The following is a 14,787-nucleotide window of genomic DNA, read 5'->3' as shown; positions in this document are numbered from 1 at the left end:
CAACATGGACTCTTTCATTGGTGGCATCGGTTATTTCAATGCCGTGATTGTTTTTTGTATTTTGGTCTTTGTTCATGAAATGGGGCACTATCTGGTCGCGCGTTGGTGCGGGGTCCGTATTGAGGTTTTCTCAATCGGATTTGGCAAAGAATTGTTCGGCTGGACCGACAGCCATGGAACGCGATGGAAATTCAGCATCGTTCCCCTGGGGGGATATGTTCGCATGTATGGCGAACACAGCATGGAGTCCGTCCAGGGCGAAACCGGCATGGCGATGACCCAGGAAGATCGCGCTGTTTCCTTTGATCATAAAACCTTAGCCCAACGTTTTGCGATTGTCCTGGCCGGTCCAATGGCCAATTTCATATTCGCAATCGCAGTTCTGGCGCTGTTGTTCGGCGGCGCGGGCATTCGTGAATCCAGAGATGTTGCGACCTATGGCATTGGCGCAATTGTCGCCGACAGCCCGGCAGAACAGGCCGGGTTGATGGAAGGCGATCGCATTCTGTCCATTGACGGTCGTGATATTCCCGATTGGGCGAGCCTGGTTGATGCGGTTCAATCCAGCGAGGGACGGGAGCTTCTGCTTAAGGTCGACCGGGACGGACTGGTCCTGACCAAGCGTTTGCAGCCAAATTTCAACGAGGCGTCGTCAACCTATTTGATTGGTATCCATGCCCCGTTCCAGGTTGTGACCTTTGGACCCTTTCAGTCTGTTGGAATGGCAGCTGAGCGAACCTGGGACTATAGCATCCTGACGCTTTCTGCGATCGGGGAGATTATCACTGGAAACCGCAGCCTGGATGATATGGGCGGGCCAGTAAAAATTGTCGATATGTCCAATCAGGTGGCCCAGCGCGGCGCTCTGGATCTGGTTGTCTTCATGGCGGTTCTGTCCATCAATCTGGGGCTGTTGAACCTGCTGCCCATCCCCATGCTGGATGGGGGACACCTAATGTTCTATGTGATCGAAGCTGTACGCGGAAAACCCCTGAACGAGCGTATGCAGGAATATATGTTGCGGGCTGGATTGGCATTGTTGTTGGGCGTGATGATCCTGGTGACATTAAACGATCTGAAACTCCCGACTTTACTGGGCTTCTCCGGATAGGTGTTCCATCGCGTTTTGAGAACATAACGAATCCGGGCTAAGCAATTTGATTCACATCGCATTTTCCGGTTTAATCTGGACTCAGGATAGGGTATGAACACTGCTGTGATCAGTGTAAGCTGAATCACCAGTGTGTCGTTTTGTGTGCGGTTGCTTGAAAAAAAAGGGCGTGTGGGTGAGGAACAATTCCAATAACGGTTTCGGCCTTGAGATTACGCAAGCGGACCTTGCAGGCTTTGTGGTGGCACAAAAGTCTGAGGGTGGTCCACAAAGGCGTTACACTGGGCTGGGTCATGCGTTTCGGCTCGCCTGTGGTTTTGTTGCATGTCTTCTGCCGCTGACAGTCTCCGTTGATTTCGCCGCCGCACAAACCGTACCGCCAATCGTTGCCCCGCAACCGCAGGGGACGGCACCGGGTGTTTCCGGGTCGGGCTCAAATACTGTTCAGCCCGGATCCCCGACGATCACGCGCATCGAAGTTGAGGGCACCCAACGGATCGAGCGTGAAACCGTTCTTTCCTATATTGGTGTGCGGGAAGGCGATCAGATTGATTCGCGTGGTGTGAACCAGGCGTTGAAGACCTTGTTTGCAACCGGCTTGTTTGCCGATGTCAGCATGCAGATGAGCGGCAATACGCTGGCCATCCGGGTGGTAGAGAATCCGATCATCAACCGAATCGCGTTTGAGGGGAACAAGCGTCTGGATGATGAGACGCTGCAGACGGAAACCCAATTGCGTCCCCGCGTCGTTTATACGCGCACCCGGGTTCAAACCGATGTTCAGCGCATTATTGATCTGTATCGACGTCACGGTCGTTTTGCCGCAAAGGTTGAGCCCAAAGTCATTCAGTTGGAGCAGAACAGGGTCGATCTGGTCTTTGAAATTAATGAAGGCGCATTGACGGGCATTGAAAACATCGGTTTCGTCGGGAACAAGTATTTCTCAGACAGCGCCTTGCGTGAAGTGCTGGTCACCAAAGAGACCCGTTGGTACCGCTTCCTATCCAGCTCTGACACCTATGATCCAGACAAGCTGACATTTGATCGGGAATTGCTCCGTCGCCATTATCTCGCCAGCGGGTTTGCTGATTTTCGGGTGTCGTCTGCCGTTGCTGAGCTTTCGGAAGACCAGGAAAACTTTTTTATCACCTTCACAGTGGATGAGGGTGAGCGCTACAAATTTGGTAAGTTTGACCTGACATCCAAGATTCCCGATATCGATCCGGAAACTCTGAAGCCCGTGATCGAGTTGGAAACCGGCGATTGGTATAATGCCGATGCAGTGGATGACACAATTGTCGCCATTACAAACGCCGTGGGCGATTTGGGCTATGCGTTTGTGGATGTTCGGCCCATCGTAAACCGCGATAAAGATGCGCTGACGATTGATATCACCTTTGAAATTCAGGAAGCACCACGCGTATTTGTGGAGCGTATTGAGGTGCGCGGCAACGTGCGCACCCTGGACGAAGTTGTTCGTCGCGAATTCCTGCTTGTGGAAGGGGATGCCTTCAACGCCACCAAATTGCGCCGCTCCCGTCAGCGTATTGAGGATTTGAATTTCTTCTCTAATGTTGAAGTAACGAACGTTCCTGGTTCAGACCCCGACAAGACCGTCGTAATGGTTGATGTCGAGGAACAGTCAACAGGGGAACTGTCAATCGGGGCCGGGTTCTCCACAGCCGATGGCGCCTTGGGTGAAATTCAGATGCGGGAACGCAATCTGCTGGGGCGGGGTCAAGATCTGCGGTTGGGGACAACGCTGTCACAGCGTCGCACGACGATCGATTTTTCCTTCACTGAACCATATTTCCTGGACCGTGAGCTCTCAGCTGGCCTGGACCTGTTCCATACCGTTATCGACCGTCAGGATATTGCGTCTTATGACAGTCAGGAAACCGGCGCGGGCGTTCGTCTTGGATATGATTTCAATGAAGACTGGCGGCAACAGGTTCGCTATCGCCTTTCCCAGGAAACCATTGAAAACGTTGATCCAAATGCCAGTAGCTTCGTGAAGGCCTCCGCCGGCGACGATCTTGTATCAACTTTCGGGCAAACACTGACCTATGATAAGCTGAACAGCCGATTGGACCCCACCGATGGCTATCTTATTGCTCTGGGAACCGATTTAGCCGGATTTGGTGGGTCTGTGCGGTATCTTAAGTCTACCCTGTCAGGATCCCATTATCTGCCAATTACCGATGAGATGCGTCTGGTGACCCGCGCTGAAGTCGGGTCATTGATCGGATTGGGCGACGATATCCGATTGAACGACCGCTTCCTGTTGGGCGGTGACAATCTGCGCGGTTTCGCAAATGGGGGCGCTGGACCGCGCGATTCCATCAGTGGCGATTCCCTTGGTGGGGAACGTATGGCCAATGGGTCGATTGAACTGGTTTTCCCGCTAGGGCTTCCAGATGAATTCGGTGTTTCCGGGGCCGTCTTTACGGATGCCGGTTATCTTTCGGGGGTTGATTCCGGTGGCACGACCATTCAGGATACCGGTTCAATACGCGCGTCAGTGGGGACCGGTATCAAATGGGTCTCGCCATTCGGCCCGATCCGGGTTGATTTCTCTCAGGCCGTGTTAAAGGAAGATTTCGATGATACTGAAATTTTCCGCTTCAACTTCGGAACGAGGTTCTAAAATGATCCGTATTATGCCGCTTTCTGCGGCTGGATTGGCCCTTTTTATGGGGCTGATCGCCGTTGGATACAGTGTTTCCACACCTGCTATCTCCTACGCACAAGATGTCGTCGCTCCGAAGATCGCTGTTCTGGATGTCCCGGAAATTGAACGACGTGCCTTGGTTTGGCAGGATTTACGCGTCAAATTCAAGAAAGCAAATGAGGCGACGCTGGCCGAATTGCGTCAAATGCAGGCCAGTCTGGAAGAGGATGGAAAAGCCTTGCAGCAACAGCAGGCCATTCTTTCCGCAGATGCTTTTGCGGCCAAACGCAAAGAATTCGAAGAACGTCTGCAGCAATCAAACAAGAAAGCAGCGGAACGTAAGCAAGCGATGGAAAAAGCTTTGGCTGAAGCAAAAGGCCAAATTGTAACTTACTATCGTGAAATTGTCGGTGAAATCGCCACATCCAATGGTATCAACCTGATTTTGGATCGGTCCGTCGGGGATCCAACCATCGTTCTGGCAACGGATGATATTGAAATCACTGATATTGTGATTGAACGGTTGGATAAGCGCGTTCAGACAATCGATTTTACCGTACCACCCGCTCAATAGCATCGACGGTTTTTATGGCGGACAAACGATTCTTCCAGAAGGCCGGCCCGTTTTTGCTAAAAGAATTGGTCGACACTGTTGGCTGCGCAGTTGTTGATGGCGCGCAAACAGATGTTTCCATTGCGGATGTTGGGACCCTGGATGGGGCCGGGCCGGATACTTTAAGTTTCTTTTTCAATCGGCGCTATAAATCGGCGCTGGGTCAAACCAAAGCGGGCGCTGTTTTGATAACCAAGCAGGATGCAGAATTCCTGCCGCCGGCGACGATTGGCTTGATTTCAAAAGATCCTTATTACGATTTCGCAAAAATATCCCAGTTATATTATCCTCTTCCGCCCGTTGAGCCCTTTTTGCACCCAACAGCCCACATAGATGAAACCGCGACCCTTGATCCCAGCGTTCGATTAGAGGCCGGGGCCAGTATCGCGGCGCATGTTGTACTGGGGAAGGGCGTTGTTATCGGCGCGAATTCGGTTATCGATACAGGCGTTACAATAGGTGCTGGCAGCCGAATTGGTCCTAACGTCTATATCGGCTATGCAGATATTGGGGAGGGCTGCCAAATTCTTCCTGGCGCGCGCATCGGAACGCGTGGATTTGGGTTCGCGATGAGTGGTCGGGGCCACCTGGATATCCCGCAGACCGGCAGTGTTAAGGTCGGAAACTATGTTGAAATCGGCGCAAATACGGCCATCGATCGCGGCATGGGGCCGGATACGGTTATTGGCGATGGCTGCAAGATTGATAACCTTGTTCAAATCGGGCACAACGTTGTCTTAGGACGCGGCTGTGTTTTGGCGGGTCAATCCGGTATCGCAGGCAGCACAAAGCTGGGCGATTTTGTGGCCTGTGGTGCGCAATCTGGCATTGCCGGGCACCTTTCAATCGGCGACGGGGCACAAGTGGCGGCAAAGAGTGGCGTGATCGGCAATGTTGAGCCTGGGGAGAAGGTGGGGGGCTATCCTGCTACATCAATGCGCCAATGGCTTAAACAACATGCTTTTGTAGCTGCGTTGATGCGTAAGGGGCAGAATAATAAATAAGAGATGAGCAAATCATGGATGACATAAAAACAGATTACCTGGACGATATTGATGTTTTAAAGGTGATGGAGCGTATTCCGCATCGCTATCCCTTCCTGATGATCGACCGGATTGATAATGTTGTTCCGTATGAAAGCGCAGTTGGCATCAAATGCGTATCCATCGGAGAACCGCATTTTCAAGGACATTTCCCTGGGAAGCCTGTAATGCCGGGCGTTTTGATCATTGAAAGCATGGCACAAACCGCCGGTGTTATGGTTGTGACCAGCCTGGGCCCAGAGTCCGAAGGAAAGCTGGTCTATTTCATGTCCATCGAAGAGGCGAAGTTCCGGCGCCCCGTCGTTCCCGGCGACCGCATGGAAGTTCATGTCGTCAAGAAACAAAACAGGGGCCAGGTTTGGAAATTCCGTGGGGAAGCCCGTGTCGACGGCAAAGTCGTCGCAGAAGCCACATTTTCCGCAATGATACGGGACAAACCCTAGGGTCAGGACCCATTTAATGACCAATATTCATCCCAGCGCCATTGTTGATCCTCTGGCAACCCTGGCCGACACCGTCCGCGTGGGGCCATTTTGCAGCATCGGCCCGAATGTCGTGTTGGACGCGGATGTGCATTTGCATTCCCACGTCGTTATCAATGGCCGCACCAAAATAGGCGAGGGGTCGGAAATATTCCCCTTCGCCAGCATCGGCATGGCGCCGCAGGATTTGAAGTATCGTGGCGAGGAGTCCTTCCTGGAAATTGGGAAGCGGAATAAGATCCGTGAATATGTGACCATGAATCCCGGCACAGAGGGCGGCGGTTTGCTGACCCGGGTCGGAGATGATTGTCTGTTCATGGTGGGCGCGCATGTGGCACATGATTGTATGGTCGGAAATAATGTCATTCTGGCCAATAATGCGACCCTGGCAGGGCATGTGACGGTTGGAGATTTCGCCATTATTGGTGGCTTGTCAGCGGTCCATCAATTCGTCCGTATCGGCCCGCATGCCATGATCGGTGGCATGTCTGGCGTTGAAAATGACGTCATCCCCTATGGTTCCGTGATGGGGGACAGGGCCAGCCTGTGTGGATTGAATGTGGTCGGCCTGAAACGACGCGGCTTTGATAAGGAAACCATTCACAGAATGCGCTCTGCCTATCGCATGCTGTTTGCAGATGAAGGCACGATCAAGGAACGCGTCGCAGATGTTGCTGAAATCTTCGGCACAGACGAGGCCGTGAAACAGATCGTCGATTTCGTTCAGGCGCAGTCCAGCCGTGGACTGACGCAGCCGCGCGCTCTTGGACAGGCGGACTAGGCAAATAACAGGATTGGACGTCGCCATGATGCCCTTTGAAAAACTGGGAATAGTGGCGGGACGCGGGGATCTGCCGCTAAAGGTCGCTCAACGCGCCAGCGGCATGGGGGTGGATGTCACAGTCCTGATCCTGAAGGATCAGGCTGATCCGTCCTTGTATCAGGAACAATATGCCTGTCACGTTATTCGTATGGGGGCCGCCCAGGCATCCATCGATCTGGTCCGCAGTCTTGGCATTCGTGATCTGGTCTTTGTTGGCGCGGTCAATCGTCCATCCCTCTTTGAGCTTCGTCCGGATAAAAAGGCACTGACCATCGTGGGCAGCAGCCTTATGAAATTGGGCGATGACGGGCTTCTACGCTCCGTGATAACCTATCTGGAAGAGAAAGAGGGGCTGTTTGTTCATCCCATCCATACCATTCTGGATGATATCATGCCGGAATCTGGACAATTGGGCGCGCTTGCGGTGCCATTGGACGTACAGCCTGATATCGATAAAGGATGCGCGGTTTTGAACGCCATGGCCGGACTGGATATCGGTCAGGCGGTCGTGGTTCAGAATGGCGTAATCCTGGGCGTCGAAGCAGCGGAAGGGACCGATGCTCTTATTAATCGCTGCGGTCATTTGAAGCGCGCGGGGCAAGAAGGCGGCCATGGACCCGTTCTGGTGAAATTGAGCAAGCGGCAACAGACAGAGCGCGCCGATTTGCCGACCATTGGACCAGATACCATCAGCGCCGCCGCAAGGGCGGGGTTTTCCGGTGTGGTCATTCAGGCGGGCCGCAGCCTGTTGGTGTCTAAGGCTGAGACGATTGCGGCCGCGGATTCTGCTGGTTTGTTTCTATTGGCTGTGACGGATGGGGACGACACAAAGTGACGCTGCCGTCGCGCCCCTTGAAGGTCTTCATATCCGCCGGCGAAGTTTCCGGCGACATTCTGGGGGGGCGGTTGATTGCCGCCCTGAAAAAGCTATCGCCCCAGGGCATTGAACTGCAGGGGATTGGCGGACCGGAAATGGAAAAGGAAGGGCTGCACAGCCTGTTTCCCCTATCCGATTTGGCGATCATGGGGGTGATCGAGATCCTGCCACATATCCCGAAACTGAAGCGCCGGATTGCCCAGGCGGCCCAGGCGGCCATCCGCTTTGATCCAGATGTTATGGTGACGATTGATGCGCCTGGTTTCAACAAGCGCCTGGCGCGCGCCTGCGGGGCCACAGTATGGCCCAAAGTCCATTATGTAGCGCCCACGGTCTGGGCCTGGCGACCAAAGCGGGTCTTTGCGTTCAAGGCCTTGTTCGACCGCTTGCTGTGCCTGTTGCCGTTCGAACCGCCCTATTTTGAGGCTGTTGACCTGAAAGCAGACTTTGTTGGCCATTCCATTCTGGAAAGTGGTGCCGACACAGGGAATGGCCCCGGGTTTAGAAAGCGATTTAGCATTGCCTCTGATGCATCGGTGCTGTGTGTCCTGCCAGGGTCCAGACGTGGCGAAATGGAGCGACTGCTGCCCGTGTTTAAGGATGCTGTCGCAGAAACACAGATAAAACATCCAGGTTTGCACGTGATTATCCCGGCTGTGCCGCATCTGGTACAGGCAATTAAGGCACAAGCAGCAGATTGGCCGGTTGATGTGACTGTTCTGGAAGATCAGTCGCAGAAATATGATGCTATGGCCGCGTCAAATGCGGCGCTGGCAGCGTCTGGTACCGTCGCCCTGGAATTGGCATTGGCGCGGGTGCCAACGGTTATTGCCTACAAGATCAATGGGCTGACCCATTTTCTGGTGCGGCGCTTGATCAAAACACAATATGCCCATTTGCTGAACATTCTGGCCCAACGCGAAATTGTGCCGGAACGCATTCAAAGTGACTGTCTGGCAGGCCAATTGGCCCAGGATATTGATGCCCTTTTGGGGCCATCCGGCACGCAACAGGCGTCACTGCTGGCACCCTATCTGGATCAGTTGAAACCATCAGGCGAGGATGCGCCAAGCGTGGCAGCCGCCCGCATGATCCTTGCCAGTCTGACCATAAAAAACGCGGCCCAACAATAAGTTGAGCCGCGCTCTTCATGTCAGATAATTGCGTATTAGCGCTTATCTATTTCGATAAAATCGCGACGGTCCGACCCCAGGAACAACTGACGCGGACGCCCGATCTTCTGATGCGGATCTGCGATCATTTCATTCCATTGGGCGACCCAGCCGGTGGTGCGGGCCAGGGCAAACAGAACCGTAAACATGCTGGTCGGGAAGCCGATTGCCTTCAGAATGATGCCTGAATAGAAATCGACATTCGGGAACAGCTTGCGGCTGACAAAATACTCATCTTCCAGCGCGATACGCTCCAATTCCTGAGCGATTTCCAGCAGGGGATCATTCACGCCCAGTTCGGCCAGCACTTCATCACAGCTCTTCTTCAGAACGCCTGCGCGTGGATCATAATTTTTATAGACACGGTGACCAAAGCCCATCAGGCGGAAAGGATCATCTTTGTCCTTGGCACGCTCAATGAATTTGGGGATGTTCTTCACATCGCCAATCTGTTCCAGCATATTCAGAACAGCTTCGTTTGCGCCGCCATGGGCAGGCCCCCACAAGGACGAGATACCAGCGGAGATACAGGCAAAGGGGTTGGCCCCGGAAGAGCCTGCAATGCGTACCGTTGATGTCGACGCATTCTGCTCATGGTCCGCGTGTAGAATGAAAATTCGGTCCATCGCCCGTTCAACCGCCGGGGACAGGACATAGTCTTCCGCCGGCACACCAAAAGTCATGCGCATGAAATTTGCGGTATAGCTCAAGCTGTTATCGGGATACATGAACGGCTGGCCGATTGGATATTTAAACGCCATCGCCGCAATAGTCGGCATTTTCGCGATCAGCCGGTGAGAGGCGATCATGCGCTGTGCCGGATCATTAATATCCGTGGAGTCATGATAGAACGCGCTTAATGCGCCAACCACACCGACCATAATGGCCATCGGGTGGGCATCGCGCCGGAAGCCGCGATAGAAATACAGCAGTTGTTCATGCACCATCGTGTGATAGGTGATGGTGTGCTTGAACGTCTCGTTTTCCTTCTTATTGGGCAATTCCCCATGCAACAGCAAATAGCAGACTTCCATGAATTCACAGTTTTCCGCCAGATCTTCGATTGAATAGCCGCGGTGCAGTAGAACACCTTCGTCACCATCAATATAGGTGATCGCGCTGTCGCAAGAGGCGGTAGAGGTGAAACCTGGATCATAGGTGAAATAGCCGGTCTGGCCATAAAGCTTCCGGATGTCGATCACTTTGGGACCGACAGACCCGCTCATTACAGGCAATTCCCAGCTCTTGCCCGTCGCGTTATCGGTCAGGGTCATTGTATGCTGTTTTTTATCGCTCATGCTGGAACCTCCTAATTATCAATGTGCCCAATCTCTGTTACCGTGTGCCCCATGAGTGTAGGGCAGGGCTGAATATGAGCATTATCTTCGCTTCGGTGCGGAACAGTACAAGGTAATGACGCAGCGCACAATATGGCGAAAGTGCCTACAAATTTATGACTCTGCTGGAACTGCGGCAATCCTGGCCAAACACTCATCACGTCCCAGGACAAACAGCACTTCCATCAGGTCAGGAGAGGCATTGCTGCCCGTTACAGCCCCCCGGATCGGTTGAGCGACCTTGCCAAAGCCAAGGCCTTTCGCGTCGCAATAGGCCTGCATCGCATCATGTAAGGACTCGGTTGTCCAGGGCGACAGGGTGGATAAGACCTGATCGGCAAAATCCTTGGCGATTGCCGGGCCATCGCCCGAAACCAGTTTTGCCGCCTTCGGATTTTCCAAGGGGAAATGGGGGCGTTGAACATAAAACCGCGCAGCATCGGCCAGTTCAGGAAGTGTGCTGGCCCGCTGTGTCAGGCCGGGCATGCCCGCTGCCAGGCGTTCAATCATATCCGCATCATCAGAAACATTCAGGGCAGGGGCGATCATTCTGGCCAATCGCACCGGATCGGATTGCCGCAGGTAATGAGCATTCAGGTTTTGCATACGCTGAAAATCCATGCGAGACGGCGACCGACCCACCGCATCCATATCAAACCAGGCGATTGCCTGTTCTTCCGAGATGATTTCCTCATCCCCATGGGACCAGCCCAGGCGCAGCAGATAATTTTTCAGGGTTTCCGGCAGATAGCCCATTTCCCGATACTGCTCCACCCCCAAAGCGCCATGCCGCTTGGACAGTTTCGCCCCATCTGGACCATGGATCAGGGGGATATGGGCAAAGGCTGGGACAACCCAACCGGCCGCAAGGAACAGATGGTGCTGGCGGAAGGCATTGACCAGATGGTCATCCCCCCGGATCACATGGGTGACACCCATATCGTGATCATCTACGACAACAGACAGCATATAGGTCGGCGTGCCATCGCCCCGCAACAGGATGAAATCATCCAATTGATCATTTTCAATCGTCACATCGCCTTGTACCAGGTCGTGGATCGTCGTGCTGCCGCCATCACGGGGCATTTTGATCCGGATTACCGGATCAACGCCTGCCGGTGCAGTCGCCGGGTCCCGGTCCCGCCAGGTCCCGTCATAGGGTGTCTTGCGGCCTTCGTCCTTCATTCTCTCGCGCATCGCGACCAGTTGATCTGGTGTGCAATAACAGTAATAGGCATGTCCTTTAGCCAACAGATCACGGGCAACCTGGGCATGGCGCGCGGCCTGGCTGGATTGCATCAGAATGTCGCCGTCGCCTTCTAGGCCAAGCCAGGACAGGCCGTCCTTGATCGCGTCTATCGCTTCCTGGCTGGAGCGTTTCTGATCGGTATCTTCGATGCGCAGCTTGTACTGGCCGCCATGATGACGGGCAAACAGATAGTTGAACAGGGCCGTACGCGCGCCGCCAATATGCAGAAATCCGGTCGGAGAGGGGGCAAAGCGCGTAACAACAGTCATGGTCACTCCTAAAATGAGATCGTGATTTAGCAAATGCGTGTGTCCTTTAGCACAGCAGCCACCTGTTGGGCAAAGCCTGGAAAAGTATCTCGCCAGTCATGACCTGTCGCTTTATGGTGGCATTCTGGCGGGGGGACACCATGAACAGCGGTCATTTTAAAGGCCAGAACGCAGCGTCGTTTATGCGGCGGGATAATACCTTTTCTGCCCGTTTTTGGCAGAATGCCCTTGCTGCAACCCTGGCCGGCGAGCGGGACCGGTGGGCTTTGTGGTGCCCTGTCTTCTTTGGCATTGGTATAGCCGCATACTTCTCCCTACCCATAGAGCCACCGCTTTTGCCCCTTGTATTCTGCGGCGTCCTGGCAGGCCTGATCACAGGTGTGGCGCATTGGATGGGGGCGCCACGCCTTTCTGGAATTCTGATTCTGTTGCTGTTTGCCCTATTCGGACTGACCTATAGCGTATGGAAAACGCACTGGGTGGCCGCCCCGGTTCTGGAACGCGCGCAGGTCTATCCTGGCATGAGTGGCCGAGTTGCCGCCGTCGAGACATTCCCGGACGGTGCCCGCATTCGTCTGAAGGATTTAGACTTCGGCTGGCGCGGGCGGGGCGATCCAGTCCCCGAAGTCGTGCGCATTAAGCTTCGGGCGGGGGCATATCCTGGAATTGGAGATCGGGTCCGCCTTATGGCCCGACTATCGCCCCCGCCCAGACCTTCTTATCCAGGCGCTTATGATTTCGCCCGTGTGGCCTGGTTTGATCGATTGGGCGCTGTCGGGTTCAGCCTGTCGGATTGGGAAAAGGTTCCGCGCCTTTCAGAACCCGATCTATGGGAAACAGCCCATATAGCGATACAGCAAACCAGAATGGATGTTTCCGCCGCGTTGCAGGCTGCCCTGCCTGGCATACGGGGCGGGGTCATGGCCGCCCTGTTGACCGGGGATCGCGCCGCCGTGCCTGAACCAATTCTGGAAGACCTGCGCCAATCCGGACTGGCCCATCTGCTGGCTATCTCCGGGCTGCATATCGGCATGATCGCCCTGATCGTTTTTGTGACCTTGCGTTTCCTTCTTGCCCTGCGGGAATCTTGGGCACGCGATCGCCCAATCAAAAAATGGGCTGCTTTCGGGGCGTTAATCGCATCTTTTGGCTATCTGTTGCTTTCCGGCGCGACGGTTCCAACCCAACGGGCTTTTCTTATGACCGGCCTTGTTCTGGTGGCAGTGTTGACCGATCGACAGGCGATTTCCATGCGTTTGGTCGCCTTTGCAGCCATGGTGGTGTTGTTGATCGCGCCGGAAGGCCTGATCGGCCCCAGCTTCCAGTTATCTTTTGCCGCCGTGATTGCCCTGGTCGCTGTTTATGAAAGCTATCGATTTGGGGGTGGGAAACAGGATGGGGCGCGCGGATGGAGCAGAAAGGCGGCCTTCTATATGGCAGCGGTGTGCCTGACCACGGTGATCGCCGGGGCGGCGACCGCCCCTTTTGCGATCCATCATTTCGGCAGGATTGCGCATTATTCGGTCCTGGCCAATCTCGTCGCTGTGCCAATTGTCACCTTTTGGGTGATGCCCATGGGGCTGTTGAGCCTGTTGGTGATGCCCTTCGGCCTGGAAGCATGGCCCTTATCGGCGGCGGGATGGGGGATCGATGCGGTGCTGACCATCGCCCATTGGGTCGCGACGTTACCCGGTGCCACTGGACACTTGCCCCCCATGACCGGTTGGGGCCTGATTTGTGTCACGTTGGGCGGGTTATGGGCGGCAATCTGGCGGCATCGGTGGCGATATCTGGGGGCGCCTTTTGTGATCGCCGGATTGGCCTCTCCCCTGTCACAGCCAACGCCTTTGGTGCTGTTCCATGAAACTACGGATCAGGCTGCGATCATCTGGCAGGGCAAACTATGGGTCCAGTCCACACGGCGCGATAAATTCACCCTGTCGGTTTGGCAGGAAAAGACGGCGCTTCCGCTGGGCGGGGATTGGCAGGATCTGATGGCCTTGCGGGAAACCCCATTGCATTGTGATCCTTTGGGATGCAGCCTGAACATTACCCTGTCAGACGGTCGGGCAGGGGTGTTTGCCTTTACCCAGGACCCAAGGGCGGTTGCCGAAGATTGCCTGCAGGCCGATGTGACCCGGCTGCCCATCGTCCCGCATCCCAGCCTGTGCCGGGAACGTGCCGCGATCACTCCCGCCGATCTGTATCGCGATGGCGTGCATGTATTCTATGACAGCAAGCCAGCCCTTGGCGTGGAAACGGTTGAGGCAGCGCGGGGACACAGACCCTGGACCAAATCCGGGTTAACCAGCCAACGGTCCGTGGATTAGTATTTCCGCAGCAAACCGACCAGCCGACCCTGAACATTTACCTGATCGGGGCGATAAATCCTGGTTTCGTAATTCTGGTTGGCGGGTTCCAGGGCGACGCTTTCCCCCTTGCGGCGCAGGCGTTTCAGGGTGACTTCCATCCCTTCAACCAGCGCGACGACAATATCGCCATTGCTGGCATGTTCCGTGCGCTCAATGATTACAGTATCCCCGTCCAGGATTCCGGCATCGATCATCGAATCCCCTTCAACCTCCAGGGCATAATGATCGCCGCGGCCCAACAGGGTGGCGGGCACATCAACCAGCATGGAATGATCGCGCAGCGCCTCAATCGGTGTTCCGGCAGCGATCCGGCCATACAGGGACAATTGAACGGTGTTACCGCCGCCGCGCATCATGGATCGTTTGCTGCCAATTTCCTTCTGGCGCAGCATTTCGACGCGGCGATTGCGGATCGGCAACTGCTCCGGCGTCGAATTCTCAGGCAAGCGCACAACTTCCAAGGCGCGGGCGCGGTTGGGCAGGCGTCGCAGGAATCCACGCTCTTCCAGCCCTGTGATCAGGCGGTGAATCCCAGACTTCGATTTCAGGTCCAATGCCTCTTTCATTTCTTCGAAAGAAGGGGATACCCCCGAAACTTGAAGTTTGTCGTGAATGAACATCAGGAGTTCATATTGTTTCCGGGTCAGCATCTTGTTCTTCTCCTGTTCATGGGGCGCAATGGCGCTCAGACCGTGATTACCTGTTCTATGGACTAATTTTGTTCGCACTCTGTGTCAAGGGGTAAAATTAGAACATATGTTCTCTTTA

General features: G+C 54.6%; 12 protein-coding genes. 9 read left to right on the top strand and 3 right to left on the bottom strand.

What is annotated here, in order from left to right:
* The first annotated feature begins 4 nt into the window (after positions 1 to 4).
* The 8 genes from rseP (at position 5) to lpxB (ending at position 8,753) form a co-directional block, all read left to right on the top strand.
* Positions 5 to 1,111, top strand: a complete 1,107-nt coding sequence (rseP, locus tag ACOSDR_RS13720) for an RIP metalloprotease RseP (protein WP_420724064.1) — start codon at positions 5 to 7, stop codon at positions 1,109 to 1,111.
* A 175-nt stretch (positions 1,112 to 1,286) separates the two neighbouring features.
* Positions 1,287 to 3,758 carry an outer membrane protein assembly factor BamA gene (gene bamA, locus ACOSDR_RS13715; RefSeq protein ID WP_420731620.1) on the top strand — a complete coding sequence of 824 codons (2,472 nt, stop codon included), beginning with the start codon at positions 1,287 to 1,289 and terminating at the stop codon, positions 3,756 to 3,758.
* Position 3,759: 1 nt separating this feature from the next.
* Positions 3,760 to 4,356, top strand: a complete 597-nt coding sequence (locus ACOSDR_RS13710; RefSeq protein ID WP_420724062.1) for an OmpH family outer membrane protein — start codon at positions 3,760 to 3,762, stop codon at positions 4,354 to 4,356.
* A 14-nt stretch (positions 4,357 to 4,370) separates the two neighbouring features.
* Positions 4,371 to 5,399: a UDP-3-O-(3-hydroxymyristoyl)glucosamine N-acyltransferase gene (lpxD, locus tag ACOSDR_RS13705; RefSeq protein ID WP_420724061.1), complete on the top strand. Its 1,029-nt coding sequence runs from the start codon at positions 4,371 to 4,373 to the stop codon at positions 5,397 to 5,399.
* 14 nt (positions 5,400 to 5,413) lie between these two features.
* Positions 5,414 to 5,881, top strand: a complete 468-nt coding sequence (gene fabZ, locus ACOSDR_RS13700; protein ID WP_420724060.1) for a 3-hydroxyacyl-ACP dehydratase FabZ — start codon at positions 5,414 to 5,416, stop codon at positions 5,879 to 5,881.
* A 16-nt stretch (positions 5,882 to 5,897) separates the two neighbouring features.
* Positions 5,898 to 6,701: an acyl-ACP--UDP-N-acetylglucosamine O-acyltransferase gene (gene lpxA, locus ACOSDR_RS13695; protein ID WP_420724059.1), complete on the top strand. Its 804-nt coding sequence runs from the start codon at positions 5,898 to 5,900 to the stop codon at positions 6,699 to 6,701.
* A 25-nt stretch (positions 6,702 to 6,726) separates the two neighbouring features.
* Complete coding sequence (locus ACOSDR_RS13690) at positions 6,727 to 7,578, top strand: LpxI family protein (protein WP_420731619.1); 852 nt, start codon at positions 6,727 to 6,729, stop codon at positions 7,576 to 7,578.
* On the top strand, positions 7,575 to 8,753 hold the full coding sequence (lpxB, locus tag ACOSDR_RS13685) for a lipid-A-disaccharide synthase (protein ID WP_420731618.1): 1,179 nt from the start codon (positions 7,575 to 7,577) through the stop codon (positions 8,751 to 8,753). Before ACOSDR_RS13690 ends, lpxB begins: the two co-directional genes overlap by 4 nt.
* Positions 8,754 to 8,788: 35 nt before the next feature.
* On the opposite strand, the gene ACOSDR_RS13680 is transcribed toward lpxB, so the two are convergent.
* Positions 8,789 to 10,090 (bottom strand): citrate synthase, encoded by a 1,302-nt coding sequence (locus ACOSDR_RS13680; RefSeq protein ID WP_420724056.1) that lies wholly within the window; start codon positions 10,088 to 10,090, stop codon positions 8,789 to 8,791.
* A 153-nt stretch (positions 10,091 to 10,243) separates the two neighbouring features.
* Positions 10,244 to 11,647, bottom strand: a complete 1,404-nt coding sequence (gene gltX / locus ACOSDR_RS13675) for a glutamate--tRNA ligase (protein WP_420731617.1) — start codon at positions 11,645 to 11,647, stop codon at positions 10,244 to 10,246.
* Positions 11,648 to 11,787: 140 nt separating this feature from the next.
* On the opposite strand from gltX, the gene ACOSDR_RS13670 reads away from it, so the two are divergent.
* Positions 11,788 to 13,977 (top strand): ComEC/Rec2 family competence protein, encoded by a 2,190-nt coding sequence (locus ACOSDR_RS13670; RefSeq protein WP_420731616.1) that lies wholly within the window; start codon positions 11,788 to 11,790, stop codon positions 13,975 to 13,977.
* Here ACOSDR_RS13670 and lexA read toward each other — a convergent pair.
* Positions 13,974 to 14,669: a transcriptional repressor LexA gene (lexA, locus tag ACOSDR_RS13665; RefSeq protein WP_420724053.1), complete on the bottom strand. Its 696-nt coding sequence runs from the start codon at positions 14,667 to 14,669 to the stop codon at positions 13,974 to 13,976. The two genes, ACOSDR_RS13670 and lexA, sit on opposite strands and share 4 nt — an antisense overlap.
* Positions 14,670 to 14,787: the final 118 nt, after the last annotated feature.

Source organism: Hwanghaeella sp. 1Z406 (assembly GCF_048892425.1).
Lineage (GTDB): Bacteria > Pseudomonadota > Alphaproteobacteria > UBA8366 > Aestuariispiraceae > Pacificispira.
Note: the sequence above shows the minus strand (reverse complement) of the source record. Positions and strands in the feature narration are given on the sequence as shown.

Coding starts and splice junctions, on each gene's coding strand:
- rseP (WP_420724064.1), top strand. CDS start 5: ATGGACTCTTTCATTGGTGGCATCGGTTATTTCAATGCCGTGATTGTT.
- ACOSDR_RS13710 (WP_420724062.1), top strand. CDS start 3,760: ATGATCCGTATTATGCCGCTTTCTGCGGCTGGATTGGCCCTTTTTATG.
- lpxD (WP_420724061.1), top strand. CDS start 4,371: ATGGCGGACAAACGATTCTTCCAGAAGGCCGGCCCGTTTTTGCTAAAA.
- fabZ (WP_420724060.1), top strand. CDS start 5,414: ATGGATGACATAAAAACAGATTACCTGGACGATATTGATGTTTTAAAG.
- lpxA (WP_420724059.1), top strand. CDS start 5,898: ATGACCAATATTCATCCCAGCGCCATTGTTGATCCTCTGGCAACCCTG.
- ACOSDR_RS13690 (WP_420731619.1), top strand. CDS start 6,727: ATGATGCCCTTTGAAAAACTGGGAATAGTGGCGGGACGCGGGGATCTG.
- ACOSDR_RS13680 (WP_420724056.1), bottom strand. CDS start 10,090: ATGAGCGATAAAAAACAGCATACAATGACCCTGACCGATAACGCGACG.
- gltX (WP_420731617.1), bottom strand. CDS start 11,647: ATGACTGTTGTTACGCGCTTTGCCCCCTCTCCGACCGGATTTCTGCAT.
- ACOSDR_RS13670 (WP_420731616.1), top strand. CDS start 11,788: ATGAACAGCGGTCATTTTAAAGGCCAGAACGCAGCGTCGTTTATGCGG.
- lexA (WP_420724053.1), bottom strand. CDS start 14,669: ATGCTGACCCGGAAACAATATGAACTCCTGATGTTCATTCACGACAAA.